20 protein-coding genes are annotated in these 23,449 nt (G+C 68.1%); 8 read left to right on the forward strand and 12 right to left on the reverse strand.

Going from position 1 to position 23,449, the window contains the following annotated elements; translation table 11 throughout:
* The first annotated feature begins 35 nt into the window (after positions 1-35).
* The gene (locus tag KU887_RS07660) at positions 36-650 is read left to right on the forward strand and encodes a DUF4136 domain-containing protein (protein WP_006490440.1); all 615 of its coding nucleotides are present in this window, start codon (positions 36-38) and stop codon (positions 648-650) included.
* A 52-nt stretch (positions 651-702) separates the two neighbouring features.
* On the opposite strand, the gene galU is transcribed toward KU887_RS07660, so the two are convergent.
* Positions 703-1,587 carry a UTP--glucose-1-phosphate uridylyltransferase GalU gene (gene galU, locus KU887_RS07665; RefSeq protein ID WP_006490437.1) on the reverse strand — a complete coding sequence of 295 codons (885 nt, stop codon included), beginning with the start codon at positions 1,585-1,587 and terminating at the stop codon, positions 703-705.
* A gap of 87 nt (positions 1,588-1,674) precedes the next feature.
* Entirely contained in the window at positions 1,675-4,542 is a 2,868-nt protein-coding gene (locus KU887_RS07670) for a valine--tRNA ligase (protein ID WP_006497752.1), read from the reverse strand.
* 224 nt (positions 4,543-4,766) lie between these two features.
* Between KU887_RS07670 and KU887_RS07675 the strand changes: the two genes are divergently transcribed.
* Both KU887_RS07675 and KU887_RS07680 read left to right on the forward strand, forming a co-directional pair.
* Positions 4,767-7,130, forward strand: a complete 2,364-nt coding sequence (locus KU887_RS07675; RefSeq protein WP_058901383.1) for a UvrD-helicase domain-containing protein — start codon at positions 4,767-4,769, stop codon at positions 7,128-7,130.
* Positions 7,130-7,924, forward strand: a complete 795-nt coding sequence (locus KU887_RS07680; protein WP_370538979.1) for a 5'-methylthioadenosine/adenosylhomocysteine nucleosidase — start codon at positions 7,130-7,132, stop codon at positions 7,922-7,924. Before KU887_RS07675 ends, KU887_RS07680 begins: the two co-directional genes overlap by 1 nt.
* Positions 7,925-7,993: 69 nt before the next feature.
* Here KU887_RS07680 and KU887_RS07685 read toward each other — a convergent pair whose 3' ends face one another.
* Positions 7,994-9,232: an MFS transporter gene (locus KU887_RS07685; RefSeq protein ID WP_006491594.1), complete on the reverse strand. Its 1,239-nt coding sequence runs from the start codon at positions 9,230-9,232 to the stop codon at positions 7,994-7,996.
* 406 nt (positions 9,233-9,638) lie between these two features.
* Here KU887_RS07685 and KU887_RS07690 point away from each other — a divergent pair, with 406 nt between their 5' ends.
* Positions 9,639-11,312, forward strand: a complete 1,674-nt coding sequence (locus KU887_RS07690; protein WP_006497747.1) for a methyl-accepting chemotaxis protein — start codon at positions 9,639-9,641, stop codon at positions 11,310-11,312.
* 21 nt (positions 11,313-11,333) lie between these two features.
* Here KU887_RS07690 and KU887_RS07695 read toward each other — a convergent pair whose 3' ends face one another.
* Genes KU887_RS07695 through KU887_RS07710 form a run of 4 tightly spaced genes read right to left on the reverse strand, consistent with a single transcriptional unit; the run spans position 11,334 to position 16,206 of the window.
* The gene (locus tag KU887_RS07695; protein ID WP_006490438.1) at positions 11,334-12,209 is read right to left on the reverse strand and encodes an HlyD family secretion protein; all 876 of its coding nucleotides are present in this window, start codon (positions 12,207-12,209) and stop codon (positions 11,334-11,336) included.
* 12 nt (positions 12,210-12,221) lie between these two features.
* Positions 12,222-12,425 (reverse strand): DUF1656 domain-containing protein, encoded by a 204-nt coding sequence (locus tag KU887_RS07700; protein WP_006476212.1) that lies wholly within the window; start codon positions 12,423-12,425, stop codon positions 12,222-12,224.
* Entirely contained in the window at positions 12,422-14,626 is a 2,205-nt protein-coding gene (locus KU887_RS07705) for an FUSC family protein (RefSeq protein WP_006490436.1), read from the reverse strand. The genes KU887_RS07700 and KU887_RS07705 overlap by 4 nt, the downstream gene beginning before the upstream one ends.
* A 14-nt stretch (positions 14,627-14,640) precedes the next feature.
* Positions 14,641-16,206, reverse strand: coding sequence for an efflux transporter outer membrane subunit (locus tag KU887_RS07710; RefSeq protein WP_012492547.1), 1,566 nt, complete (start codon positions 16,204-16,206; stop codon positions 14,641-14,643).
* A 157-nt stretch (positions 16,207-16,363) separates the two neighbouring features.
* Between KU887_RS07710 and KU887_RS07715 the strand changes: the two genes are divergently transcribed.
* Positions 16,364-17,305, forward strand: a complete 942-nt coding sequence (locus KU887_RS07715; protein WP_006485634.1) for a LysR family transcriptional regulator — start codon at positions 16,364-16,366, stop codon at positions 17,303-17,305.
* Between the two features lie 117 nt (positions 17,306-17,422).
* Positions 17,423-17,575 carry a hypothetical protein gene (locus tag KU887_RS07720; protein WP_006476208.1) on the forward strand — a complete coding sequence of 51 codons (153 nt, stop codon included), beginning with the start codon at positions 17,423-17,425 and terminating at the stop codon, positions 17,573-17,575.
* A gap of 58 nt (positions 17,576-17,633) precedes the next feature.
* On the opposite strand, the gene KU887_RS07725 is transcribed toward KU887_RS07720, so the two are convergent.
* From KU887_RS07725 to wrbA, 4 genes are read right to left on the reverse strand one after another with little or no spacing between them, the layout of a single operon-like run.
* Positions 17,634-18,464 (reverse strand): metallophosphoesterase, encoded by an 831-nt coding sequence (locus KU887_RS07725; RefSeq protein WP_006485635.1) that lies wholly within the window; start codon positions 18,462-18,464, stop codon positions 17,634-17,636.
* 25 nt (positions 18,465-18,489) lie between these two features.
* Entirely contained in the window at positions 18,490-19,911 is a 1,422-nt protein-coding gene (locus KU887_RS07730) for an FAD-binding oxidoreductase (RefSeq protein WP_258255413.1), read from the reverse strand.
* 18 nt (positions 19,912-19,929) lie between these two features.
* A complete protein-coding gene (locus KU887_RS07735; RefSeq protein WP_006497741.1) occupies positions 19,930-20,322 on the reverse strand; it encodes a DUF2069 domain-containing protein in 393 nt (130 codons plus the stop codon).
* On the reverse strand, positions 20,319-20,945 hold the full coding sequence (gene wrbA, locus KU887_RS07740; RefSeq protein WP_258255414.1) for an NAD(P)H:quinone oxidoreductase: 627 nt from the start codon (positions 20,943-20,945) through the stop codon (positions 20,319-20,321). Before wrbA ends, KU887_RS07735 begins: the two co-directional genes overlap by 4 nt.
* A 145-nt stretch (positions 20,946-21,090) precedes the next feature.
* Here wrbA and KU887_RS07745 point away from each other — a divergent pair, with 145 nt between their 5' ends.
* Positions 21,091-22,419 carry a YihY family inner membrane protein gene (locus tag KU887_RS07745; protein WP_006497739.1) on the forward strand — a complete coding sequence of 443 codons (1,329 nt, stop codon included), beginning with the start codon at positions 21,091-21,093 and terminating at the stop codon, positions 22,417-22,419.
* Between the two features lie 15 nt (positions 22,420-22,434).
* Here the strand turns inward: KU887_RS07745 and KU887_RS07750 are convergent, their stop codons facing one another.
* Positions 22,435-22,752: an Mpo1-like protein gene (locus KU887_RS07750; protein ID WP_006488510.1), complete on the reverse strand. Its 318-nt coding sequence runs from the start codon at positions 22,750-22,752 to the stop codon at positions 22,435-22,437.
* A gap of 157 nt (positions 22,753-22,909) precedes the next feature.
* Here KU887_RS07750 and KU887_RS07755 point away from each other — a divergent pair, with 157 nt between their 5' ends.
* The gene (locus tag KU887_RS07755) at positions 22,910-23,365 is read left to right on the forward strand and encodes a CBS domain-containing protein (RefSeq protein ID WP_006488504.1); all 456 of its coding nucleotides are present in this window, start codon (positions 22,910-22,912) and stop codon (positions 23,363-23,365) included.
* The last annotated feature ends 84 nt before the right edge of the window (positions 23,366-23,449 follow it).

The raw sequence follows: 23,449 nt of genomic DNA on the forward strand, positions 1-23,449 counted from the left end.
GGGCCGGGCGCGACGGCAGGCATTTGGGGAAAGTCATGAGAAAGCAATGGGCAGCGACCGCGCTGGCGGCGTCGCTGTTGACGGGTTGCGCCGGCGTGACGACCGGCGTGAGCGCGGTCGGGCAGCCGAATGCATTTGCATCCGGTGCGCACGGCTACGATTTCGTGCGGACGGCCGCACAGGCGGGCGATGCCGAGTACCGGCAGATCGAGACGCTGGTGCGCGACGAGCTCGCGCGCCGCGGCTTCGATGCGCAGCCGCTCAAGGACGCGCGTTACCGGTTGTCGATCGCGTATGCGACGCAGCCGGCGGCGGTCGCGGCGATCGCCGAGCGGTGCGGCGCGGCGAGCAGCGCCTGCGTGACGGTCGACGGGCCCGCGCCGCTCGCGCTGCCGTTCATGGGGCGCGTGTACCGCCACGTGCTGACGCTGCGTTTCGTCGATGCGAAATCCGGCGCCGACGTCTATCGCGTGTCGGCCTCGCTGCGCGACCGCGATCCGGGCACGCAGCAGGCCGCGCCGGCGCTCGTGAAGAGCGCGCTGGCGAAGGTGCCGTTCGGCGACGGCAGCGGCTGGCTGGTCAAGACGAAAAAAGACGACGCGGGCGGCATGCCGGGCGTCGTCTCGGTGAAGCCGGCCGACGCGCGCTGAAGCGGTGGCCGTGAGGTGAGGGCGGGCCCGCCGGGGCGCGCCCTTGCCGCGTTCAGACGGTCGGTTGAGCGCCGTCGCGCGTGCGCAGGTACGTCTCGAACTCCGCACCGACTTCCGGGTGGCGCAGCGCGAATTCGACCGTCGCCTTCAGGTAGCCGAGCTTGCTGCCGCAGTCGTAGCGCGTGCCCTGATACTTGTAGGCCAGCACCTGTTCGTCGGCGAGCAGCGCCTGGATCGCGTCGGTGAGCTGCAGCTCGCCGCCCGCGCCCGGCTTCAGCGCGCGCAGGTGCTCGAAAATCCGCGGCTTCAGGATGTAGCGGCCGACCACGCCGAGGTTCGACGGCGCGACTTCCGGCGCCGGCTTCTCGACGATCGCCGACATCTTGACGATCGACTCTTCCCATTCCTTGCCGTCGACGATGCCGTACGACTTCGTCTCCGACGGCGGGATCTCTTCGACGCCGATCACCGAGCTGTGATAGTGGTCGAACACGTCGACCATCTGCTTCATCACCGGCGGGTTGCCATCGAGCAGGTCGTCCGCGAGGATCACCGCGAACGGGTTGTCGGCAACCAGCTTTTCCGCGCACAGCACCGCGTGGCCGAGGCCGAGCGCCTCCGGCTGGCGCACGTAGAAGCAGTCGACGTGGCTCGGCTTGATGCTGCGCACCAGTTCGAGCAGCTTTTCCTTGCCGCGCGCCTCGAGTTCGGCCTCGATCTCGTACGACTTGTCGAAGTGATCCTCGATCGCGCGCTTGCTGCGCCCGGTGACGAAGATCATCTCGGTGATGCCCGCCGCGATCGCTTCCTCGACCGCATACTGGATCAGCGGCTTGTCGACGACCGGCAGCATCTCCTTCGGGCTCGCCTTCGTTGCCGGGAGGAACCGCGTGCCGAGACCGGCAACGGGGAATACCGCCTTGGTGACTTTCAACATGATCGAACCTTTATTCCTGTAATCGACTTGTCAGACGGTCTATGTTCACGTTCGCATTATAGTGAACGCAAACGACCTTACCGTTTGTTACGCAGGCAACCGATCGAGCTGCGCACGCAGTTTTTCGAGCGTGCTCTGGAATTCCGCGACGCGTTTCTGCTCCTGTTCGACCACGGCCGGCGGGGCTTTCGCGACGAAAGCCTCGTTGCCGAGCTTCGCGTTGCACTTCGCGATCTCGCCCGTCAGGCGCGTGATTTCCTTCGACAGGCGCTCGCGTTCGGCCGCGACGTCGATTTCCACCTTCAGCACCAGCTTGTTCGGGCCGACGATCGCGATCGGCGCGCCGTGCGCTTCCTTGTCGAGCGCCGCTTCGTCCGCGAGGATCTGTACTTCCGACAGGCGCGCGAGCGCCTGGACGTACGGTGCGAACGAGCGCAGGCGCTCGGCGTCGCCCGCCGCGAGCAGCGGCACCTTGGTGGCCGGCGACAGGTTCATCTCGCCGCGCAGGTTGCGGCACGCGTCGACGATCGCCTTCAGGTCGGCCGCCCACTGCTCGGACGCCTCGTCGAGCTTCTGCAGGTTCGCGACCGGATACGCCTGCGTCATCAGCGACGCTTCGCCTTCGGCCTTGCCCTGCGGATAGCGGCCGGCGAGCGGCGCGACCTTCTGCCAGAGCGCTTCGGTGATGAACGGGATGACCGGGTGCGCGAGGCGCAGCACCGTTTCCAGCACGCGCAGCAGCGTGCGGCGGGTGGCGCGCTGCTGTTCCGGCGTGCCGTTCTGGATCTGCACCTTCGCGAGTTCGAGATACCAGTCGCAGTACTCGTCCCACACGAACTTGTAGATGCTGCTCGCGATGTTGTCGAAGCGGTAATCGGCGAAACCCTTCGCGATGTCGGCTTCGGTGCGCTGCAAGAGCGACACGATCCAGCGGTCGGCCGCGGAGAAGTCGAGGTAGCCGCCGGGGCCGCAGTCGCCCGCGCCGCACACTTCCGGCTTGTCGTTGCCGCAGTCGTGGCCTTCGCAGTTCATCAGCACGAAGCGCGTCGCGTTCCACAGCTTGTTGCAGAAGTTGCGATAGCCTTCGCAGCGTGCGAGGTCGAAATTCACGTTGCGGCCGAGCGTCGCCATCGACGCCATCGTGAAGCGCAGCGCGTCGGTGCCGAACGCGGGGATGCCGTCCGGGAATTCCTTGCGCGTCTTCTTCTCGATGGTCGCGGCCTGCTTCGGGTTCATCAGGCCCGTCGTGCGCTTCGCGACCAGCGACTCGAGGTCGATGCCGTCGACGATGTCGATCGGGTCGAGCGTGTTGCCCTTGCTCTTCGACATCTTCTGGCCTTCCGCGTCGCGCACGAGGCCGTGCATGTAGACGGTATGGAACGGCACCTTGCCGGTGAAGTGCGTGGTCATCATCACCATCCGGGCGACCCAGAAGAAGATGATGTCGAAGCCGGTGACGAGCACCGACGACGGCAGGAAGTGCTTCAGTTCGGGCGTTTCGTTCGGCCAGCCGAGCGACGAGAACGGCACGAGCGCCGACGAGAACCACGTGTCGAGCACGTCTTCGTCACGCTTGAGCGCGCCCGTGTAACCCTTCGCGGCGGCTTGCGCGCGCGCGTCTTCCTCGTTGCGCGCGACGAACACCTCGCCGTTCTCGCCGTACCACGCGGGAATCTGGTGGCCCCACCACAGCTGGCGCGAGATGCACCAGTCCTGGATGTTCTCGAGCCACTGGTAGTAGGTGGTCGTCCAGTTTTCCGGGACGAACTTGATCTGGCCGTCGCGCACCACGTCGAGCGATACTTCGGTGATCGACTTGCCCGGATTGAACGTGCCTTCCGGCGCGGGCTTCGTCATCGCGACGAACCACTGGTCGGTCAGCAGCGGCTCGATCACGACGCCCGTGCGGTCGCCGCGCGGCACCATCAGCTTGTGCGGCTTCACGGAGTCGAGGAAGCCCTGCGCGTCGAGGTCGGCGACGATCGCCTTGCGCGCGTCGAAGCGGTCGAGGCCGCGATACTGCTCGGGGCCGTTGTCGTTGATCTTCGCGTCGAGCGTCAGGATCTCGATCGGTGCGAGCTTGTGGCGCACGCCGACCTGGTAGTCGTTGAAGTCGTGCGCGGGCGTGACCTTCACGACGCCCGTGCCGAATTCGCGGTCGACGTAGTCGTCGGCGATCACCGGGATCTCGCGGCCGGTCAGCGGCAGCGTGACGCGTTGGCCGATCAGGTGCGCGTAGCGTTCGTCTTCCGGATGGACCATCAGCGCGACGTCGCCGAGCATCGTCTCGGGGCGCGTGGTGGCGACGGTCAGCGAGCCCGAGCCGTCGACGAGCGGGTAGCGGATGTGCCACAGGTGGCCGTTTTCCTCTTCGCTGACGACTTCGAGGTCCGACACGGCGGTGAGCAGCACCGGATCCCAGTTGACGAGGCGCTTGCCGCGGTAGATCAGCCCTTGTTCGTACAGCGTGACGAACACGTCGCGCACGGCGGCCGACATCTTGTCGTCCATCGTGAAGTATTCGCGCGACCAGTCGGTCGATGCGCCGAGGCGGCGCACCTGGTCGGTGATCGTCGAACCGGATTTCTGCTTCCATTCCCACACGCGCTCGACGAACTTCTCGCGGCCGAGGTCATGGCGCGACACGCCCTGCGCGTCGAGCTGGCGTTCGACGACGATCTGGGTCGCGATCCCCGCGTGGTCGGTGCCGGGCACCCACAGCGTGTTCTCGCCGAGCATCCGGTGGTAGCGGGCGAGGCCGTCCATGATCGTCTGGTTGAACGCGTGGCCCATGTGCAGCGTGCCCGTCACGTTCGGCGGCGGCAACTGGATCGCGAAATCGGGGCGGGACGGATCGAATGCCGGGGCGGCATAGCCGCGTTTTTCCCACTCCGGCCCCCATTGGGACTCGATGGTATGGGGCTCGAAGCTCTTCGCAAGCGTGTTGTCGCTCATGTTGGAAATCTGCCGAAAAATGCGTGAATTGGATGCCGAATCTGACAATTATAAATGGATGCCCATCGGCCAGCCATCGCCTTGCCGGCGCGGGCCTGTCGGGACGCGTGCGCAACCGGCCTGCAACGCGCATGCGACCTGCGACCGGACGGATCGGAAACGGCATCGCGCGGCCGACTTATAATGTCGGGTCCGCATTTTTCTCGCCCGCCAGCTGCCGCTCCATGCCCGATCTGCTCGCCAATCTGAACCCCGAACAACTCGCCGCCGTCACGTTGCCGAACGAACCGGCGCTGATCCTCGCAGGGGCGGGCAGCGGCAAGACCCGCGTGCTGATCACGCGCATCGCTTGGCTGATCCAGCAGGGCTATGCGTCGCCGCCCACCGTGCTCGCCGTCACCTTCACGAACAAGGCCGCGCGCGAGATGATGGCGCGCCTGTCGGCGATGATGCCGATCGACACGCGCGGGATGTGGATCGGTACGTTCCACGGCCTGTGCAACCGGATGCTGCGTACGCACTGGCGCGACGCCGGCCTGCCGCAGACCTTTCAGATCCTCGACACGGCCGACCAGCTGTCCGCGATCAAGCGGCTGATGAAGGCGGCGAACGTCGACGACGAAAAGTATCCGCCGAAGAACGTCCAGTACTTCATCAACAACGCGAAGGAGCAGGGGCTGCGCCCGGACAAGGTCGACGCGACCGACAACTTCAACCGCAAGTTCGTCGAGCTGTACCAGGCGTACGACCAGCAGTGCCAGCGCGAAGGCGTCGTCGATTTCCCCGAGCTGCTGCTGCGCTGCTACGAACTGCTCGCGTACAACGCGCCGCTGCGCGCGCACTACCAGGCGCGCTTCCGGCACATCCTCGTCGACGAGTTCCAGGACACCAACAAGCTGCAGTACGCGTGGCTCAAGATGCTCGCGGGCGGCGAGAACGCGATCTTCGCGGTCGGCGACGACGACCAGTCGATCTACGCGTTCCGCGGCGCGAACGTCGGCAACATGCGCGACTTCGAAGACGAATTCCGCGTGCGCAACCTGATCAAGCTCGAGCAGAACTACCGGTCGCACGGCAACATCCTCGACGCGGCGAACCAGCTGATCTCGAACAACGCGCACCGCCTCGGCAAGAACCTGCGCACCGACGCCGGCCACGGCGAACCGGTGCGCGTGTACGAAGCCAGCACGGATTCGCAGGAAGCCGGCTGGATCGTCGAGGAGATCCGCTCGCTGATCAATACCGGGATGGCGCGCAGCGAAGTGGCCGTCCTGTACCGCAGCAACGCGCAGTCGCGCTCGATCGAGCACACGCTGATGTCGTCGGGCATTCCGTACCGCGTGTACGGCGGCCTGCGCTTTTTCGAGCGGCAGGAAGTGAAGCACGCGCTCGCGTACCTGCGCCTGATCGACAACCCGAACGACGACACGGCATTCGCGCGCGTCGTGAATTTCCCGACGCGCGGCATCGGTGCGCGCTCGATCGAGCAACTGGCCGACGCCGCGCGCCTGTACGGCTGCTCGATGGCCGCGGCGATTCCGTACGTGACCGGCAAGGCCGGCACGAGCCTCGGCGGGTTCGCGAACCTGATCGCGAAGATGCGCGCCGACACGCAGCACATGAACCTGCCCGACACCGTCGAGCACATCGTACGCGCGAGCGGTCTCGCCGATTTCTACCAGGGCGAGCGCGAAGGGCAGGATCGCCTCGAGAACTTGCAGGAACTCGTGAACGCGGCCACCGCGTTCATCGCCGAGGAAGGTTACGGGCTCGACACGCCGGCCCGCTCGATCCCGCTGCGCGCGGGGGCGATCGCGGCGCCCGAACTCGGCACCGCGACGGACGATCCGTCGGTCGACGTGCTCGATCCCGCCTCGCCCGCCGACCCTGCACAGAACCCCGACACGATGACGCCGCTCGCCGGCTTCCTGTCGCATGCGTCGCTGGAGGCCGGCGACAACCAGGCGCAGGCCGGCCAGGACGCCGTGCAACTGATGACGGTGCACGCGGCGAAGGGGCTCGAGTTCTCGGCCGTGTTCATCACGGGGCTCGAGGAAGGGTTGTTCCCGCACGAGAACAGCGTGCTCGAATCGGACGGCCTCGAGGAAGAGCGCCGGCTGATGTACGTCGCGATCACGCGCGCGAAGGAGCGGCTCTACCTGTCGTTCGCGCAAAGCCGGATGCTGCACGGCCAGACCCGCTACAACGTGCGCTCGCGCTTCTTCGACGAGTTGCCCGAGCACGTGTTGAAGTGGCTCACGCCGAAGGTCGAGGCCGGCTCGCGCTGGGGCGGACGTTCGGACAACGCCGGGTACGGGCGCGACTGGTTCGCGCGGCCGGGCGGCGGCAGTCGCGAGCAGATCGTCGACGCGGCCGTGTCCGCGCCGCTGCCCGCGTTCGCGGACAAGCAGCGCGCGGCCGACACCGGCTTCCGGGTCGGCCAGCAGGTGTTCCATACCAAGTTCGGCGAAGGCACGGTCACCGCGCTCGAAGGCAACGGCACCGATGCGAAGGCGCAGGTGAAGTTCAAGCGCCACGGCGAGAAATGGCTCGCGCTCGCGGTCGCGAAACTGCAGGCGGTGGAATGATGGACGTCGACATGATCGTGACGCCCGCCGCGCGTCCGCTCGGCATCCTGGCCGCGCTGCCCGAGGAGCTCGGCGACCTGATCGCCGCGATGCGCGCCGACGGCGCGATGAAGACGGTCACGCTCGGCCGCCGCGATTATCACGTCGGCACCGTGCACGGCGCGGCCTGCGTCGTCACGCTCGCGCGGGTCGGCAAGGTCGCGGCCGCCGCGACGGTCAGCGCGCTGATCCATGTGTTCGGCGTGTCGGGCGTGGTGTTCACCGGCGTCGCGGGCGGTGTGTCGCGCACGGTGCGGGTCGGCGACGTCGTCGTGGCCGATACGCTGCTGCAGCACGATCTCGATGCGTCGCCGCTCTTTCCGCGTTACGAGGTGCCGCTGCTCGGCATCACGCGTTTCGCGACCGACGCGGCGCTGACGGCCCGCTTGCGGGCCGCGTGCACGCTGTTCGTCGAGGAGGAGGGCGCGCAGTTCGCCGAGCGCTTCGGGCTCGCCGGCGCGGCGCTGCACGCGGGGCTCGTCATCAGCGGCGACCGCTTCGTGTCGAGCGAGCAGGAGGTCGTCGCGCTGCGCGACGCGTTGCCGGACGCGCTCGCGGTCGAAATGGAAGGCGCGGCGATCGCGCAGGTGTGCGCGGAACACGACGTGCCGTTCGCGCTCGTGCGCACGATCTCCGATACGGCCGACGATCACGCGACGCAGTCGTTCTCGCACTTCCTGTCGGCGATCGCGAGCAGCTATTCGTCCGGCATCCTCAAGCGTTTCCTGACGCTGCATGCGACGACGGCGGCCTGAAGCCGCCGTCGAATTTTCCGTTCGTACCGTTCGACCAGCCGCGGCGCGCACGCCGCGGCTGGTCGTTCGTCACGCCTTCTTGCGCCCGCTGCTCTCGAGGTTCGGCAGGAACACCGTCAGCACGCCGATCAGCGGCAGGAACGAGCACACCTTGTAGACGAACGGGATGCTGGTCGCGTCGGCGAGCTGGCCGAGCACCGCCGCGCCGACGCCGCCCAGGCCGAACGCGAAGCCGAAGAACAGGCCCGCGACCATCCCCACCTTGCCGGGCATCAGCTCCGTCGCGTAGACGAGGATCGCGGCGAACGCCGACGCCAGCACGACGCCGATGATCACGGTCAGCACGCTCGTCCAGAACAGGTTCGCGTACGGCAGCAGCATCGTGAACGGCGCGACGCCGAGGATCGACACCCAGATCACGTACTTGCGGCCGATCCGGTCGCCGACGGGTCCGCCGATCAGCGTGCCGGCCGCCACCGCCGCGAGGAACACGAACAGGTGGATCTGCGCGGCCTGCACCGACAGGTGGAACTTGTCGATCAGGTAGAACGTGAAATAGCTGTTGATGCTCGCGAGGTAGAAGTATTTCGAGAACACGAGCAGCACCAGCACGCCGATCGCGCCCATCACGCGGCCGCGCGACAGCGTCGGGTGGCCGGCCGCCACGGCCTTCTTCTTCATCGACGGATGCTTCTTGTACCAGTGGCCGATCTGCGTGAGCACGATCATCGCGACGAGCGCGGCCGCCGAGAACCACGCGATGCTGTGCTGGCCGTGCGGAATGATCACGAGCGCGGCGAGCAGCGGCCCGAGCGCGGAGCCGGCATTGCCGCCCACCTGGAACACCGACTGCGCGAGCCCGTGCTGGCCGCCCGACGCCATCCGCGCGACCCGCGACGATTCGGGATGGAACACCGACGAGCCGCAGCCGACGAGCGCGGCGGCCACCAGCAGCATCGGGAAATTGGACGCCACCGACATCAGCAGCAGCCCGGCGAGCGTGAAGCCCATGCCGACCGGCAGCGAATACGGCTTCGGACGCTTGTCGGTATAGAGGCCGACCAGCGGCTGCAGCAGCGACGCGGTGATCTGGTAGGTGAGCGTGATCAGGCCGATCTGCGCGAACGACAGCGCGAACTGGCTCTTGAGCATCGGGTAGATCGCCAGGATCAACGACTGGATCATGTCGTTGAGCATGTGCGAAAAGCTGATCGCGCCGAGCACCGGGTAGACGGTGCGGGCAACGGGCGGGGCGGACGGCTGGGCGGCGGCTGCGCCGGCGGAGCCGGAGTCGAGGCTGGTTTCCATGTGAGCTGAACGAGTTGAGGTGGCTGGCGCGCTCTGCTGGGGATCGGCGCGTTGTCGATTCGTTGATGCGTCAAAGAAGTGTAATGTGGCGTATCGAGAATGTCAGGCCAAGTTTTATCGCGAATCGGACATTCGTGTGACGGATCGGCCGGTGCGGGCTTTTTTGGACAGGTATAACGCTGGCGGCGCGTCGGCCGCTTCGGCGGCGGCCGCGCCGGGGCCGGGTGGTGGTTTACCGGACTCAAGAAACGGCGGTGGCGGCCGTAGAACGACCCAATGACAACAGGCGCGCCGCGCCCGGCGCCGGCTACCCGCCGGACAGGGCGCAGGACGCGCGGCATGGCCAGCCGTCGCGGGAACGCCGGACCGACCTTTCCGGCAGCGTGATCAATACGGGGATAGATCGATGAAAGCAGCATCTTTGCATCCACAGCCGGGTGCGGCCGCCGCCGCACCCGACGTTGCCGCCGGTCGCGCCGCCCGGCGTGCGCGCGCGGCGCGTCGCACGCGTCGGCCGTGGACCGTCAAGGCGACGTTGCGCGCCGCATTCGCGATCCTGCTGGCCGGCACGCTCGCGATCGGCGTGTTTTCGCTGTGGCAGATCAGCCGGCTGAACGCGTCGATCGCGTCGGTCTACGAGCAGGGGCACGTCGCGAGCCGGGCGGCCGAGGAAGTCCGCGCCGAAGTGCTGCGGGCGAGCCGCGCGCAGAAGATGCTGCTGACCGCGACCACCGCGAAGGAGCGCGACGAACTCGGCGCCGACGTGAGCGCGGGGCTTGCGTCGATCGGCCAGGCGCTCGGCACGCTGCAGCGCTATGCCGATCCGGCCGATGCCGGCGATTCGGCGCGGCTGCACGCCTTCTCGACGGCGGTCGGCACGTGGAGCACGCATCTGCGCGATTTCGTCACGCTGGTGCGCGCGCAGCCGCTCGACCTGTCGCAGATGAACTGGCAGGTCGGCACGCAGGACGTGTCGCTGCTGGTCGAAACCGGCAAGCTCGAAAAACTCGTCGCCGAACTCGTGAAGACGCGCGGCGAGAAGTCGAAGGCGACGCTCGATGCGTCCGCGACCATTTTTTCGTCGTCGTTCGCGATGATCGCGGCGATGACGGCCGCGCTGATCGTGCTGGCCGTCGCGATCGCCGAGCGCGTCGTGCGACGCCTCGCGTCGCAGCTCGGCGGCGAGCCCGCGCTCGCGAAGGAGATTGCCGCGGACATCGCGCGCGGCGACCTGACGCGGCCGATCACGCTCGGTCGCCACGACCGCGACAGCATGGTGCGCGCGCTGGCCGAGATGCAGACGGGGCTCGCGGCAACCGTGGGCGAGATCGCGGTGAGCGCCGAGGCCATCGCGGCCGCGTCCGGCGAGATCTCGACCGGCAACCTCGACCTGTCGCGGCGCACCGAGCAGCAGGCCGTCGCGCTCGAACGCACCGCGGCCAGCATGGAGCAGCTCACGTCGACCGTGCGGCAGAACGCCGAGAACGCGCGGCAGGCGAGCACGCTCGCGGCCAATGCGTCGGCGGTCGCGGAGACGGGCGGGGAAGTCGTCGGGCGCGTGGTCGCGACGATGAGCGAGATCGACGACAGCGCGAAGAACATTCGCGACATCATCGGCACGATCGAGGGGATCGCGTTCCAGACCAACATTCTCGCGTTGAACGCGGCGGTCGAGGCCGCGCGTGCCGGCGAGCAGGGGCGCGGCTTCTCGGTGGTCGCCGGCGAGGTGCGATTGCTCGCGCAGCGCTCGGCGACCGCGGCCAAGGAGATTCGGGAACTGATCGGCGCGTCGGTCGAGCGCGTGGCGAACGGCGCGGCGCTCGCGCACGACGCGGGCCGTACGATGGGCGACGTGGTACGCGCGGTGAAGCGCGTGACCGACATCATCGGCGAGATTTCGGCAGCGTCGGACGAGCAGAGCGCGGGGATCGACGAGATCGGCCGCGCGGTCACGCAGATGGATGCCGGCACCCAGCAGAACGCGGCGCTCGTCGAACAGGCGGCGGCCGCCGCGAACGCGCTCGACGAGCAGGCGCAGGCATTGAAGGCGCTGGTCGGGCGCTTCCGCATCGCCGCCTGAGCGCGCGGCGCGCGCCGGCGCTTACGACTTCTTCTGCTTGTCGGGGTCGATGATGACCGTGCAGGTCGTGCCCGCCGACAGCACCACGTCGGCCGGCACTTCGTCGATCTTGATGCGCACCGGCACGCGCTGCGCGAGGCGCACCCAGTTGAAGGTCGGGTTCACGTCCGCGACGAGGTCGCGGCTTTGCGGATTGTCGCGATCGTAGATGCCGCGCGAGATGCTCTCGACGTGGCCCTTCATCACGCCGCCGCTCATCAGCCGCATTTCGGCCGGTGCGCCGATCTTCACGCGCGGCAGCTTGGTTTCCTCGAAGTAGCCGTAGACCCAGAACGAGTGGCTGTCGACGATCGCGAGCTTCGCCTGGCCGGCCACCGCGTAGTTGCCCTTGAAGGTCTGCAGGTTCGTGATGTAGCCGTCGACCGGCGCGACGACGCGCGTGCGTGCGAGGTTCAGCTTCGCGGCGTCGAGCGCGGCGATGGCCTGCTGATACTGCGCGTCGGCGCTCGACGCGCTGTGCGCCGCATTCTCGCGGTTTTCCTTCGACACGACGAGCGCATCGAGGTCCGCGCGGCGGGCCGCGTCGTCGCGGCGCATCTGCAGTTCCGCGCGACGGGCGGCCACCGCCGCCTGCGCCTGCTCGACCGCGATCTGGTAATGCGACGGATCGATCTGCATGATCAGGTCGCCCTTCTTCACGAGCTGGTTGTCATGCACGGGCAGCTCGACGATCGCGCCCGACACGTCCGGCGCGACGTTGACGATCTCGGCGCGCACGCGCCCGTCGCGCGTCCACGGATCGTCCATGTAGTGCACCCACAGCGAGCGCCCGATCAGGATCGCGACGAGAAGGATGACGGCGGTCGCGACGAAGCCGAAGAGTTTTCTGAGAATCATGATGGTTCGGAATCAACGGTAAACGGCAAGACTCAGTCCGCCGCAAATGCAGACGAGAAGGCAGGCCCGGAACAGCGACGGGTGCCAGACGAGACGGTAGAGGCCCGTATAGGCGAGCAGGCGGTCGACAGCCCAGGTCGCGATCGCGCCGAGGACGAACATCAGCACCACCGTGGGCATGTAGGCATCGAGAATGGCGATTTCACGCGGCATCATGACGAGGCTCCTGGTTGGGGACGCACGGGGCGGTTGCGGTTGAGCGGCTCGAGCGGCGATTCCGGGTCGAGCAGCGCGGTCCGCACGAAATGCAGGTGGCTCAGGATGCGCTGCAGCCGGTGGCGCTCTTCGCGCGACGGCTCGAACGCATCCAGCGTTTGCCGGGTCGCGTCGATCGCCGCATTGGTCGCGGCGAGCGTCGCGTCGAAACGCGCGGCGCTCGGCCGGGTGAACAGCGCCGACAGTGCGCTGCGCATCGTCTCGATCGCGCGCCGCCACGGCATCGCGGGCGCATAGCGCGGGTCGGACGGCAGCATCGCGAGCTCGTGACGCAGGTCGATCGTCGCGTTGCCGGTTTCGAGCACTGCGAACATCCAGCGCAGCGCGTCGCGCTGCACGTCGGGCTGGTCGGCCGACAGCGTGTGCGCCTGGTACATCAGGTCGCGCGCGCCGCTTTCGAAGCGCGTGCGCAGGCCCGCGAGCCGCGCGTGGCCGGCCGCGACGGCCTGGTGGCGCAGGTCCGCGAACAGCCGCTTCTTGAGCCACGGCGCGGTCGGCGGGAACAGCACCGCGAACGCGATCGCCGACGCGAGCATCGACAGCACGAGCGCGAGCGAATCGTTCATGAAGCCGGTCGGATCGTAGTGCGTGATGTTGTCCGGGCCGGCGAGGAAGCTGAAGAAGATCAGGTAGCCCATCCCGTAGCCGGCGAGCTTCGGCTTCAGCGTCATGAAGATGCCGATCGCGAGCAGCGGCGCGAGCGCGACGCACAGCAGCGGAAAGCCGTCGATGTGCGGATAGATCCCGAACGTCAGCAGGAAGCCGGTGCAGACGGCGAGCGCCGTGCCCATGCCCATCTGCGCGGACATCGCGGTCGGGCGCGGCGTCGACGACGCGAGCGCGCAGGTGGCCGCCGCGGTCAGCGTGAGCGTCACGCCGCTCGGCCACGCGGTCTCGATCCAGAACCAGCCGAGCACGAGGATCACGGTTGCCGTGCGGATCGCCGCGATCACCATCGCCGTCGCGTTGGTGCGCGGCTCGTAGCGCTCGATCCAGCGTTCGCGTTCGTGCGTCGCGCTCGACAGCGACGCGTAGGTGGCCGCGTACTCGTGCAGGTCGGTGATGAAGCGGTACAGCAGTTCGGCGGCGGTGTCGAAGTCGAGCAGCGGAAAGTCCGGCTGCGTTTCGAGCGCGGCGCGGGTCGCGCGGATGCGGCGCGGCAGCGCGTCGCGCCACGCGAGTAGTTGCGCGGCCGCATGGCCCGCGTCGGCCGACGTGCGCACCGGTTCGCCGGCAGGGGTCAGCAGCAGCGGCGCGATCTCGCGAAAGTACGGTTCGATCGCGTCGATCGCGGCCTGCGCGCCGGCCGCATGCAGCCGGTTCATCAACTGGTGCAGCGCATGAAACCGGCTCGACGCGCTCATGAACTCGCTGTTCAGCCGCGCAAGGCGGCCGCTGCGCATCCGCGTGTCCGGATCCTCGAACACGGCCATGCTGCGCGCGGCCTCGAACCCGACCACGTCGGCGACGAAACGCGTATGGATGGTTTCGATATGCGCGCGGTCGAGCTGGCCCGACAGCGCCGCCGCGACGTAGTCGACGAAGCTGCCGAAGCGCTTGCGCACCGTCGTGCGCATCTGCTCGCCGGTGGTCTGCGGAAACACGAGCGCGCTGACCACGCCGGCCGACACGATCCCGACCATGATTTCGGCCACGCGCGTCATCGCGCTCATGAACGCGCCGTCCGGGTGCTGCGACGCGGGCAGCCCGATCAGCGCGGTCGTGTAGCCGGCCAGCAGGAAGCCGTAGCTGCGGAAGTTGCGGTTGCGCGCGGCGCCGGCCGTGCACAGGGCGACCCACAGCGCGACCGCCAGCAGGAACAGCTGCGGCTGCTGCGGGAACAGCCCGACGAACGTGAGCGTCGCGATCAGCCCGAAGATCGTGCCGGCGACGCGGTAGAAGCTTTTTGCGAGCACCGCGCCGCTTTGCGGCTGCATCACGATGAACACGGTCGTCATCGCCGTTTTCGGCGCGGGCAGGTCGAGCCGCATCGACACGCCGGTCGCGATGAACGCGGCGAGCAGCGCCTTGAACAGGTAGAGCCACGCGGCGCCGTCGGTGCGGGCCCAGTCGCCGAACGCGGCATACCAGGCCGCGAACGGACCGCCGGCGGGCGTGGAAGCGGGGGAGGAGGCAGACATGGCGACGCTCCGCGTTACCGTGCGGCCGGCACGCCGGACGCGCCGGTGGTGGCGACTTCCGCGGGCCGGGCGACCGCTGCCGCGGACTTCGTGCCCGGCACGGCAACCGCGGCGGCGGCTTCGTCCTTCGGCACGTCGCTGCCCGTCTCGACCCCACCCCCGAGCGCCGCCATCAACTGTGCATGCGCGGCGAGGCGTTCCGCATCGATGCGGGCGGCCGTCTCCTGCGCGCGCAGCAGTTGCTGTTGCGCGACCAGCACGTTCACGTAATCGGTCAGCCCGCGGCGGAAGCCTTCGCGCGACAGTTGATAGCTGCGATTGTTGGCCGCCACCGAGCGCGCGGCGTCCTTCTTCTGCGTATCGAGCGAGCGGATCCGCACGACCTGGTCGGCGATGTCCTTGAGCGCGCCGACGATCGTCTGGTTGTAGCGCTCGACCGCCTGGTCGTAGCCGGCATTCGCGGCGCCCAACTGCGCACGCAGCCGGCCGCCTTCGAAGATGGGCAGCGACAGCGCGGGGCCGGCCGTCCAGCCGCCGTTCATCGCGCGCAGGAAGTCGGTGAACGGCGCGGTCACGCCAAAGCCGCCGACCGTCGCGAGCAGGTCGATGTTCGGATAGAACGACGCCTTCGCGACGTCGATGCCGCGTGCCTGCGCGTCGACCGTCCAGCGCGCCGCGACGACGTCGGGGCGGCGGCCGAGCAGGTCGGCCGGCATCGCCGACGGCAGGCCGGCCGGCGCGTCGAGCGCAAGCTGCGGCCGCTTGATCGCGTCGCCGGCGCCCGGGCCCTTGCCGGCCAGTGCGGCGAGCTGATGGCGCGCGAGCTGGATCGCTTCTTCATAGCTGTCGATCTGGCGCTCGTAGTCGGGCAGCGTCGATTCCGCCTGGCTCACGTCGAGCTGCGTGCCGAGGCCGGCCTGCAGCCGCTTGCGCGCGAGATCCGCGAGCGAGCGCTGGCGTTCGAACGTCTCGTGCGCGAGATCCAGCAGCGCGTAGTTCATCGACATGCCGACATACGCGCGCACGACGTTGACTTCGAGTTCGAGCTTCGCCGCCCGTGCGTCGGCGGCGGTCGCATGCGCGGTGTCGAGCGCCCGCTCGGTCGCGTTCTTGTCCTTGCCCCACAGATCGAGGTGGTACGACAGGCCGAGCGAGCCGGTATTGTTCCAGGTGTCGGCGTTTGCGAGCGGGCCCGGGCCGTAGTACACGTTGTCCGGCCAGTGCTGGCGCATCAGCGACAGGTTGCCGTTGATCTGCGGCAGTTCGGCCGAACGGGCGACGCGCGCCATTGCCTGCGCTTCGCGCACGCGGGCCTCGGCGGCCGCGAGGGTCGGGTTGCCGGCCTGGGCGGCGGCAATCCACGCATCGAGCTGCGGATCGCGGTACGCGCGCCACCAGTCGGCGGCGGGCCAGCCCGCGTCGCGGTCGGCGGCGCGGATGGCCGCGCCGGCGTCGAGTGCGTTCGCTTCGATGCGAGTGGACTGGGGTTTGTTGTCGCCCATGCTCGCGCAACCGGCCATTATTAATGAGACTGCAAGAACCGCCAGTGCGAGCGTCCCTTTTGTCGCCGGAGACTGCACGATTTTCTCCCTTTCGGATATAGATGAGTCGGAGGCGATTATATTTTTCAGTGATTCCTGAATAAATGGACAACGGTGCAAGTCATTTTTACGAATCCTGAGATAATATTTGTTGGACCCTGTGCAACAATCCCTCCGGATTCACACGGGTAATGGGATGGATACGTTACAAAACATGCGGGTATTCGTCCGCGTGGTCGACGCGGGCAGCTTTACCGCGGCCGCCCAGCAGATGAATTCGACCACCGCCTACGCGTCGCGCGCGGTCTCGGATCTCGAGGCCCACCTGCGCACGCGTCTCCTGAACCGCACGACGCGCCGGATCGCGCTGACCGAGGCCGGCGAGCGCTATCTGCAGCGCTGCGAACAGATCCTCGCTTACGTCGACCAGGCCGAAGCCGAGGCGGGCGACGCGCACGCGCGCCCGTCCGGCAAGCTGAAGGTCCATTGCTTCACGAGCCTCGGCCAGCACTATCTGGTGCCGGCCATCGCGCGCTACCGCGAGCGCTATCCGGACGTGCACGTCGAGCTGACGCTCGCGCAGCGGATGCCCGACCTGCTCGACGAGGGGTACGACGTCGCGATCGTCGTCGGCCGCGACCTGCCCGATTCGGGGCTCGTGTCGCAGCGGCTCGGCGAGAGCTACAGCGTCGTCTGCGCATCGCCGGGCTACGTCGAGTCGCACGGCGTGCCGCAGCGGCCGGCCGATCTCGCACAGCACGTGTGCCTGGGGATGGTCGCGCCGGGCTTTCACTTCGACGAATGGGCGCTGGCGGGGCCGAACGGCGACGAGGTTGTGCCGATCACGGCGCCGCCGTTTCGCGTGAACGTCGCCGAGGCGCTCGCGGTGGCCGTGCGGGAGGGGATGGGCGTCGGCGGGCTGCCGCTCTATTCGGCGATCGGCTGGCTGCGTAGCGGGCACATCGTGCGCGTGATGCCCGAGTACCGGTCGCACGTGATGAACATCTACGCGCTGTATCCGTCGCGCCAGTACCTCGACGCGAAAATCCGCACCTGGGTCGATTTCCTGCGCGAAGAGCTGCCGCTCACGCTCGAAGCGGACGAAGCCGCGCTCGAGCAGTACACGCGTGCGACATGACAGCGCGGTCGACCGCAATCTGACGAGATTTGTCCTTCACGCAACATTTTTTTACGAACGTGTGTCAGACAGTTTGATACTGTTGGAATTAACGAGATACACCACACCGGAGTAGCGATGGATACGCACCTGATGATCGGCCTTGGCGTCCTGCTGGGCGCGGCTGCCGCCGCGGCGGCGACCCGCGACCTGCTGCGTGCGATGAAGGCGAAGGCGCAGATGAAGCCGGTGCCGGTCCGCGTGCGCGAGCCGCGCCGCCCCGGCCGCTGATCCCGCCGTCACGTTTCGGACGGGCACGGCCGCGCCACGCGGCCGCCCGGGCCGGCGCTCAGCCGAGCTCGACGACCTTGTCCCACGCGAACGCGGGGTTTTCCCGTTCGCCGGTGCGGCGATGAATGTAGCCGCGCGGATTGCACACCACGCGCGTGCCGCCGTCCGCAACGTAGTCGAATGACGTATGCGTGTGGCCGTGCAGCCACAGATCCACCGGCGGCCGTACCAGTTCCGCCATGTCCGTCACGAATCCCGCCGAAGCCAGATCGTCCGCATAGCGTTCCGCCAGCGAGCGCCGGTGCGGCGCATGATGGGTGACGACGATCGTCTTGCCCGCGAACGGCGCCGCCAGCTGCGTTTCCAGCCATGCACGGCCGTGCCGGTGCAGCGCGATCGCGTCGGCCGGTGCGAAATCCCGTTCCGGCTCGCCCGCTGCCGCATGCAGCGCCGCATCGTGCGGCCAGGTCACCTGGATCAATCCCTTGAAATCGAGCATCACGCGCAGCGCGGCGTCGATCGCGGCGGCCATGTCGGCTTCGTCCCGGCCGAACAGCGAAAAATCGCTCCAGAGCGTCGTGCCCAGCACGCGAAAGCGCTGGGCGGGATCGACGTAGACGCCGTTGTTCAGGTAATGCACGTTGTCGAGCGTATGCGCCGCGTCGCGCATCGCCGTCTCCAGCGCGCCGAATTCCCCGTCGTAGTACTCGTGGTTGCCCGGCACGTAGATCACCGGCACCGCCGGGTCGAACGTCTCGGCGGCCCAGCGCAGGCCTTCCGCGTGATTGTGGATGTCGCCGGCCAGCACGACGAGATCCGCATCGGCGTGCGGGATCGCGTCGGGCAGGTTGCTTTCGAGGTGCAGGTCGGACAGGACGCGGATTTTCACGGGCTTGGCTCCGGAGTGGGCGGCTTCAGCGCAGGACCTTGCCGGGATTCATCAGGCCGCGCGGGTCGAGCGCGGTCTTCAGCGTGCGCATCAGCGTCGTTTCGACCGGCGACTTGTAGCGTTGCGCGTCGTCGATCTTCAACTGGCCGATGCCGTGCTCCGCGCTGATCGTGCCGTGGTGGCGGTGCACGTTGTCGTAGACGATCCGGTTGATCGGCGCCTGGAACGCGGCGAGGAACGCCTTCGCATCGCCGCCTTCGGGCATCTGCACGTTGTAGTGCAGGTTGCCGTCGCCGAGGTGGCCGAACGTGACCATGCGCGCGCCCGGCGCGGCTTGCTGGATCGCCGCGTCGGTCTCGTCGATGAAGCGTGCGATCGACGAGATCGGCACCGCGATGTCGTGCTTGATGTTGAGCCCTTCGTCGGCCTGCGCGAGCGGGATGTGCTCGCGCAGGTCCCAGAACGCACGCGACTGCGCGAGATTCTCCGCGACCACCGCGTCGACCACGAGCCCGGCCTCGAACGCTTCTTCCATCAGCTTCTCGAAGAGTGCGCGCGCATGCGCTTCGCTTTCGTTGTCGGACAGCTCCAGCAGCACCGTTTGCGCGTGCGTCTGCGCGAACGGGTAGCGCAGTTGCGGATAGTGCTTGCCGACCAGCTGCATGCAGAAATCCGACATCAGCTCGAAGCCGGTCAACAAAGGCCCGGCCGCGCGCTGCGCGAGCGCGAGGAAATCGAGCGCCGCGTGCGGCGACTCGAGCGCGGCCAGCGCCGTGACCTGCGCGGCCGGCAGCGGATGCAGCTTCATCACGGCTGCCGTGATGATCCCGAGCGTACCTTCGGCGCCAATGAACAGGTCGCGCAGGTCGTAGCCGGTGTTGTCCTTGCGCAGTCCGCGCAGCCCGTCCCAGATCTCGCCCTGCGGCGTCACGACCTCGAGGCCGAGGCACAGCTCGCGCGCGTTGCCGTAGCGCAGCACCGCGGTGCCGCCCGCGTTGGTCGACAGGTTGCCGCCGATCGTGCAACTGCCTTCCGCCGCGAGGCTCAGCGCGAACAGCCGGCCGCCTTCGCGGGCGCGCGCCTGCACGTCGGCGAGGATCACGCCGGCTTCGACGGTGATCGTGTTGTTGTGCGGATCGAGCGCACGCACGCGGTTCAGGCGCGCGACGCTCAGCACGGCCTGGCTGCCGCTCGCATCGGGCGTCGCGCCGCCCGCGAGGCCCGTGTTGCCGCCCTGCGGCACGAGCGCGACGCCGTGTGCGTTGGCGAGCTTCACGAGCGCGGCGACTTCCGCCGTGTTCGCGGGCTTCAGCACCGCGCATGCGGCGCCCTGGTAGCGGCGGCGCCAGTCGGTCAGGAACGGTTCGGTATCGTGCGGATCGGTCAGCACGTGGTCGGCGCCGATCGCGTCGCGGCACGCGGAAACGAAAGCTTCGGAGGACATCATCACCTTGTCGCGTAAGGGTCAGGACGTGGCGCGCGGTTTTTTCGCCGCGCGCTTGAACGGCGCGACGTAAGCCAGCGCCGCCACGAAGAAGCCGACGGCGAGCGCGGTCTCGCACCAGCCGAGCGTCGCGGACAGCCCGCGATCGGACATGCCGCGCACGATGCCTTCGGCAAGATAGACGAGGACCAGCATGCTCGCCCATTGCATCGTATAGATGTTACGCCGCCAGACGCCGGGCAGCGCGAGTGCGAGCGGCACGGCCTTGAGCATCAGCGCGGAGCCGCCGGGGCGCAGCGGCGCGAGCCACAGCTCCCACGCGAGCGACAGGGCGATCAGCGCGACGAGACATGCGGCGGCGGCCAGCGCGTAGCGCGGCCGGGCCGCGACGGCGGGGCGGGCGGGGGCGTTCATGCCGCCTCGGCGGACCGGGCGCTGGCGAGCGCCGCGGCGGCGCGCGCGAGCCGTACGCCGAGCGCGGCCGCGAGCGCCTTCTCGTCCGCCGACAGCCCGCCCGACGCCGCGCGGTCGTGCTGCGCGACGTGCGATGCGCCGTACGGCGTGCCGCCGGTGCGCGTCGTGCTGAGGGCGGATTCGGTGTACGGGATCCCGACGATCATCATCCCGTGATGCAGCAGCGGCAGCATCATCGACAGCAGCGTCGATTCCTGGCCGCCGTGCAGGCTGCCGGTGGACGTGAACACGCTCGCCGGCTTGCCGGTCAGCGCGCCCGACAGCCATTGCGGCGTGGTGCCGTCGAGGAAATACTTGAGCGCGGCGGCCATGTTGCCGAAGCGGGTCGGCGAACCGAGTGCGAGGCCCGCGCATTCCTCGAGGTCGCGCAGTTCCGCGTACGGCGGGCCGTCGGCCGGGATGTCGGGGGCGGTGGCTTCGCAGACGGCCGACACGGGCGGCACGGTGCGGATGCGGGCCTGCATGCCCGGCACGCTGTCGATGCCGTTCGCGATCGCGAGCGCGAGCGCGAGATCGCGCGTGGCGCCGTGACGGCTGTAATAGAGGACGAGGATGTCTTTCATGGGCGACGGAGCCGCGTGCGGCCGCGCGCGTGCCCGGTGCAGTCGGCCCCTGCTGGAATCGAGCGGCTATTATAGGGGCTGAAGCCGTCGCGCAGCGCGGCGGCGGCGCGCCGTGACGCGCGCAGCATCAAGAAGGAGAAGCCGTTTGCCGAAGTTGAGCGTCGATCTCGACACCATCAAGCGCCTCGCGCAGTTCGCGGCCCGGCGCAGCGCCGAGGACCGGATCCCGCAGGTGGCGGGCAGCCTGACCTTCACGACGATGCTGGCCATCGTGCCGCTCGTGACGGTCGCGTTCGCACTGTTCACCGCGTTCCCGATGTTCGCGTCGTTCCAGATCTCGCTGCAGGGGTTCCTCGCGGATCACCTGATGCCCGCGCAGTTCAACATCCAGATCTTCAAGTACCTGAACCAGTTCGCGTCGAAGGCCAAGGGGCTGACGACGGCCGGCCTGATCGTGCTCGTCGTCACGTCGGTGATGACGATGATGACGATCGAATCGGCGTTCAACCTGATCTGGCGCGTGCGCAAGCCGCGGCCGTTCGCGCAGCGCGTGCTCGCGTACTGGGCGCTGATCACGCTCGGGCCCTTGCTGTTCGGCGTGAGCCTGTCGATCTCGTCGTACCTGTTCACGCAGTCGCTCGCGTTCACCGGCGCGGGGCCGTCCACGTCGATCGTCGAGTGGCTGCTCGCGCTCGCGTCGCTGCCGTTGACGGTGCTCGCGTTCACGCTGCTGTACGTGTACCTGCCGAACTGCGCGGTCGCATGGCGCGACGCGGTGATCGGCGGGCTGTTCGCGGCCATCGCGTTCGAACTCGCGAAGCGCGGCTTCGGCTACTACGTGCGGCGCATTCCGACCTATACGGCCGTGTACGGCGCGTTCGCGGCGCTGCCGGTGTTCCTGCTGTGGGTGTATTTGAGCTGGTTCATCGCGCTGCTCGGCGCGATGGTGGCGTCGGCGCTGCCGGCGATTCGCGTCGGGCAATTCCACCGCATCCACTATCCGGGCAGCGACCTGCTCGACGCGCTGGAGCTGCTCGCGCGGCTGGCCGAAGCGCGCGCGGCCGGCAAGCGCGGCTACACGGCGATGCGGCTCGCGACGATGCTGCGCTGCGACATGGAAACCGCGCAGCGGCTGCTGACGACGATGGAGGAGCGCGAATGGGTCGCGCGGCTCGATGCCGGCGGCGAGAGTACGCCGCGCTACATCCTGCTCGCGAATCCGGAGCAGTTGACGCTCGCGCAGTTGTTCGACGTGCTGGTGATCGATCGCACCGAGCTGACCTACCAACTCCAGCGACGCCGCAGCCACGTCGACGGGGCCGCGCTGCTCGACGTGCTGTCGAACGACCGGTTCGACGTGACGCTCGCGTCGCTGATCGCCGCGCACCGGCTGGCGGGCGCGCACCTGGCCGGCAGCGCCGGTCCGGCGCCGGGCGTGGCGGATCCGCACGCGCGACCGCCGCGGCCTGCCTGAAGGCAGGCCCGGCGGCTACAGCGGGATCTTGCCGGTGCAGATGTCCTTGAACATCACCCAGTCGCCCATCAGGCTGTAGATCGGGTGCCGGAACGTGGCCGGGCGGTTCTTCTCGAAGAAGAAGTGCCCGACCCACGCGAACCCGTAGCCGCAGACGACCGCGGCCGGCAGCCACAGCCAGTAGCCGGTCGCGACCGCCATCGCCACGCAGCCGATCACGCCGAGCGAGCCGATGAAGTGCAGCCGCCGCGACGTGAGATTCTGGTGCTCGTTCAGGTAATACGGGTAGAAATCAGCGAAGCTGGCGAATTGCTCCGTATGCGTATGCGCCATGGCCGTCTCCTCGGGCCGCTGTTCATGCGGCCATTGTGCGGCCGGCGGCCGGCGTCCGCAAGCGGCGGCGGGCCGCCGCGCCGGCCCGTGCTTTCCTTTTGACAGGCTTTCCGATAGGATCGAAAGAGATTTTGCATTCAAGCATGAGGGGACTACGATGCGCGTCAGCGATATTCTGAAAGTGAAGGGCAACACGCTGTTTACGGTGACGCCCGATAAGCCGCTGCGCGAAGCGGTCGATACGATGGCCGAACACGACATCGGTTCGCTCGTCGTGATGGAGTACGGTGATCTCGTCGGCATGCTGACGTTTCGCGAGATCATCCTGCGCCTGCACGTGAACGGCGGCGCGATCGGCGATGTGCAGGTACGCAAGGTGATGGACGAGCCGCTCACCTGCACGCCGGAAACGGACGTCAACGAAGTGCGCCGGATGATGCTCGAGCGTCACGCACGCTACATGCCGGTGCTCGACAAGAAGGTGCTGATGGGCGTCATTTCGTTCTACGACGTCGCGAAGACGGTCGTCGAGGCGCAGAGCTTCGAGAACCGGATGCTGAAGGCGTACATCCGCGACTGGCCGGAATCGGAAGCCGAAGCGCACAAACCGTGAATCGCGTCGCGCCCGGCACGTCGATGCATGGGCGCCGCCATCCGGCACGCGGCGGCGCAGGCATGTCCTGCGCCGCCGTTTTTT

The organism is Burkholderia sp. EMB26 (genome assembly GCF_024730645.1).
Lineage (GTDB): Bacteria > Pseudomonadota > Gammaproteobacteria > Burkholderiales > Burkholderiaceae > Burkholderia > Burkholderia cenocepacia.

What these genes read in the sequence shown, in the direction of transcription:
- KU887_RS07660 (WP_006490440.1), top strand. Translation starts at nt 36, where the DNA reads ATGAGAAAGCAATGGGCAGCGACCGCGCTGGCGGCGTCGCTGTTGACG.
- galU (WP_006490437.1), bottom strand. Translation starts at nt 1,587, where the DNA reads ATGTTGAAAGTCACCAAGGCGGTATTCCCCGTTGCCGGTCTCGGCACG.
- KU887_RS07670 (WP_006497752.1), bottom strand. Translation starts at nt 4,542, where the DNA reads ATGAGCGACAACACGCTTGCGAAGAGCTTCGAGCCCCATACCATCGAG.
- KU887_RS07675 (WP_058901383.1), top strand. Translation starts at nt 4,767, where the DNA reads ATGCCCGATCTGCTCGCCAATCTGAACCCCGAACAACTCGCCGCCGTC.
- KU887_RS07680 (WP_370538979.1), top strand. Translation starts at nt 7,130, where the DNA reads ATGGACGTCGACATGATCGTGACGCCCGCCGCGCGTCCGCTCGGCATC.
- KU887_RS07685 (WP_006491594.1), bottom strand. Translation starts at nt 9,232, where the DNA reads ATGGAAACCAGCCTCGACTCCGGCTCCGCCGGCGCAGCCGCCGCCCAG.
- KU887_RS07690 (WP_006497747.1), top strand. Translation starts at nt 9,639, where the DNA reads ATGAAAGCAGCATCTTTGCATCCACAGCCGGGTGCGGCCGCCGCCGCA.
- KU887_RS07695 (WP_006490438.1), bottom strand. Translation starts at nt 12,209, where the DNA reads ATGATTCTCAGAAAACTCTTCGGCTTCGTCGCGACCGCCGTCATCCTT.
- KU887_RS07700 (WP_006476212.1), bottom strand. Translation starts at nt 12,425, where the DNA reads ATGATGCCGCGTGAAATCGCCATTCTCGATGCCTACATGCCCACGGTG.
- KU887_RS07705 (WP_006490436.1), bottom strand. Translation starts at nt 14,626, where the DNA reads ATGTCTGCCTCCTCCCCCGCTTCCACGCCCGCCGGCGGTCCGTTCGCG.
- KU887_RS07715 (WP_006485634.1), top strand. Translation starts at nt 16,364, where the DNA reads ATGGATACGTTACAAAACATGCGGGTATTCGTCCGCGTGGTCGACGCG.
- KU887_RS07720 (WP_006476208.1), top strand. Translation starts at nt 17,423, where the DNA reads ATGGATACGCACCTGATGATCGGCCTTGGCGTCCTGCTGGGCGCGGCT.
- KU887_RS07730 (WP_258255413.1), bottom strand. Translation starts at nt 19,911, where the DNA reads ATGATGTCCTCCGAAGCTTTCGTTTCCGCGTGCCGCGACGCGATCGGC.
- KU887_RS07735 (WP_006497741.1), bottom strand. Translation starts at nt 20,322, where the DNA reads ATGAACGCCCCCGCCCGCCCCGCCGTCGCGGCCCGGCCGCGCTACGCG.
- wrbA (WP_258255414.1), bottom strand. Translation starts at nt 20,945, where the DNA reads ATGAAAGACATCCTCGTCCTCTATTACAGCCGTCACGGCGCCACGCGC.
- KU887_RS07750 (WP_006488510.1), bottom strand. Translation starts at nt 22,752, where the DNA reads ATGGCGCATACGCATACGGAGCAATTCGCCAGCTTCGCTGATTTCTAC.
- KU887_RS07755 (WP_006488504.1), top strand. Translation starts at nt 22,910, where the DNA reads ATGCGCGTCAGCGATATTCTGAAAGTGAAGGGCAACACGCTGTTTACG.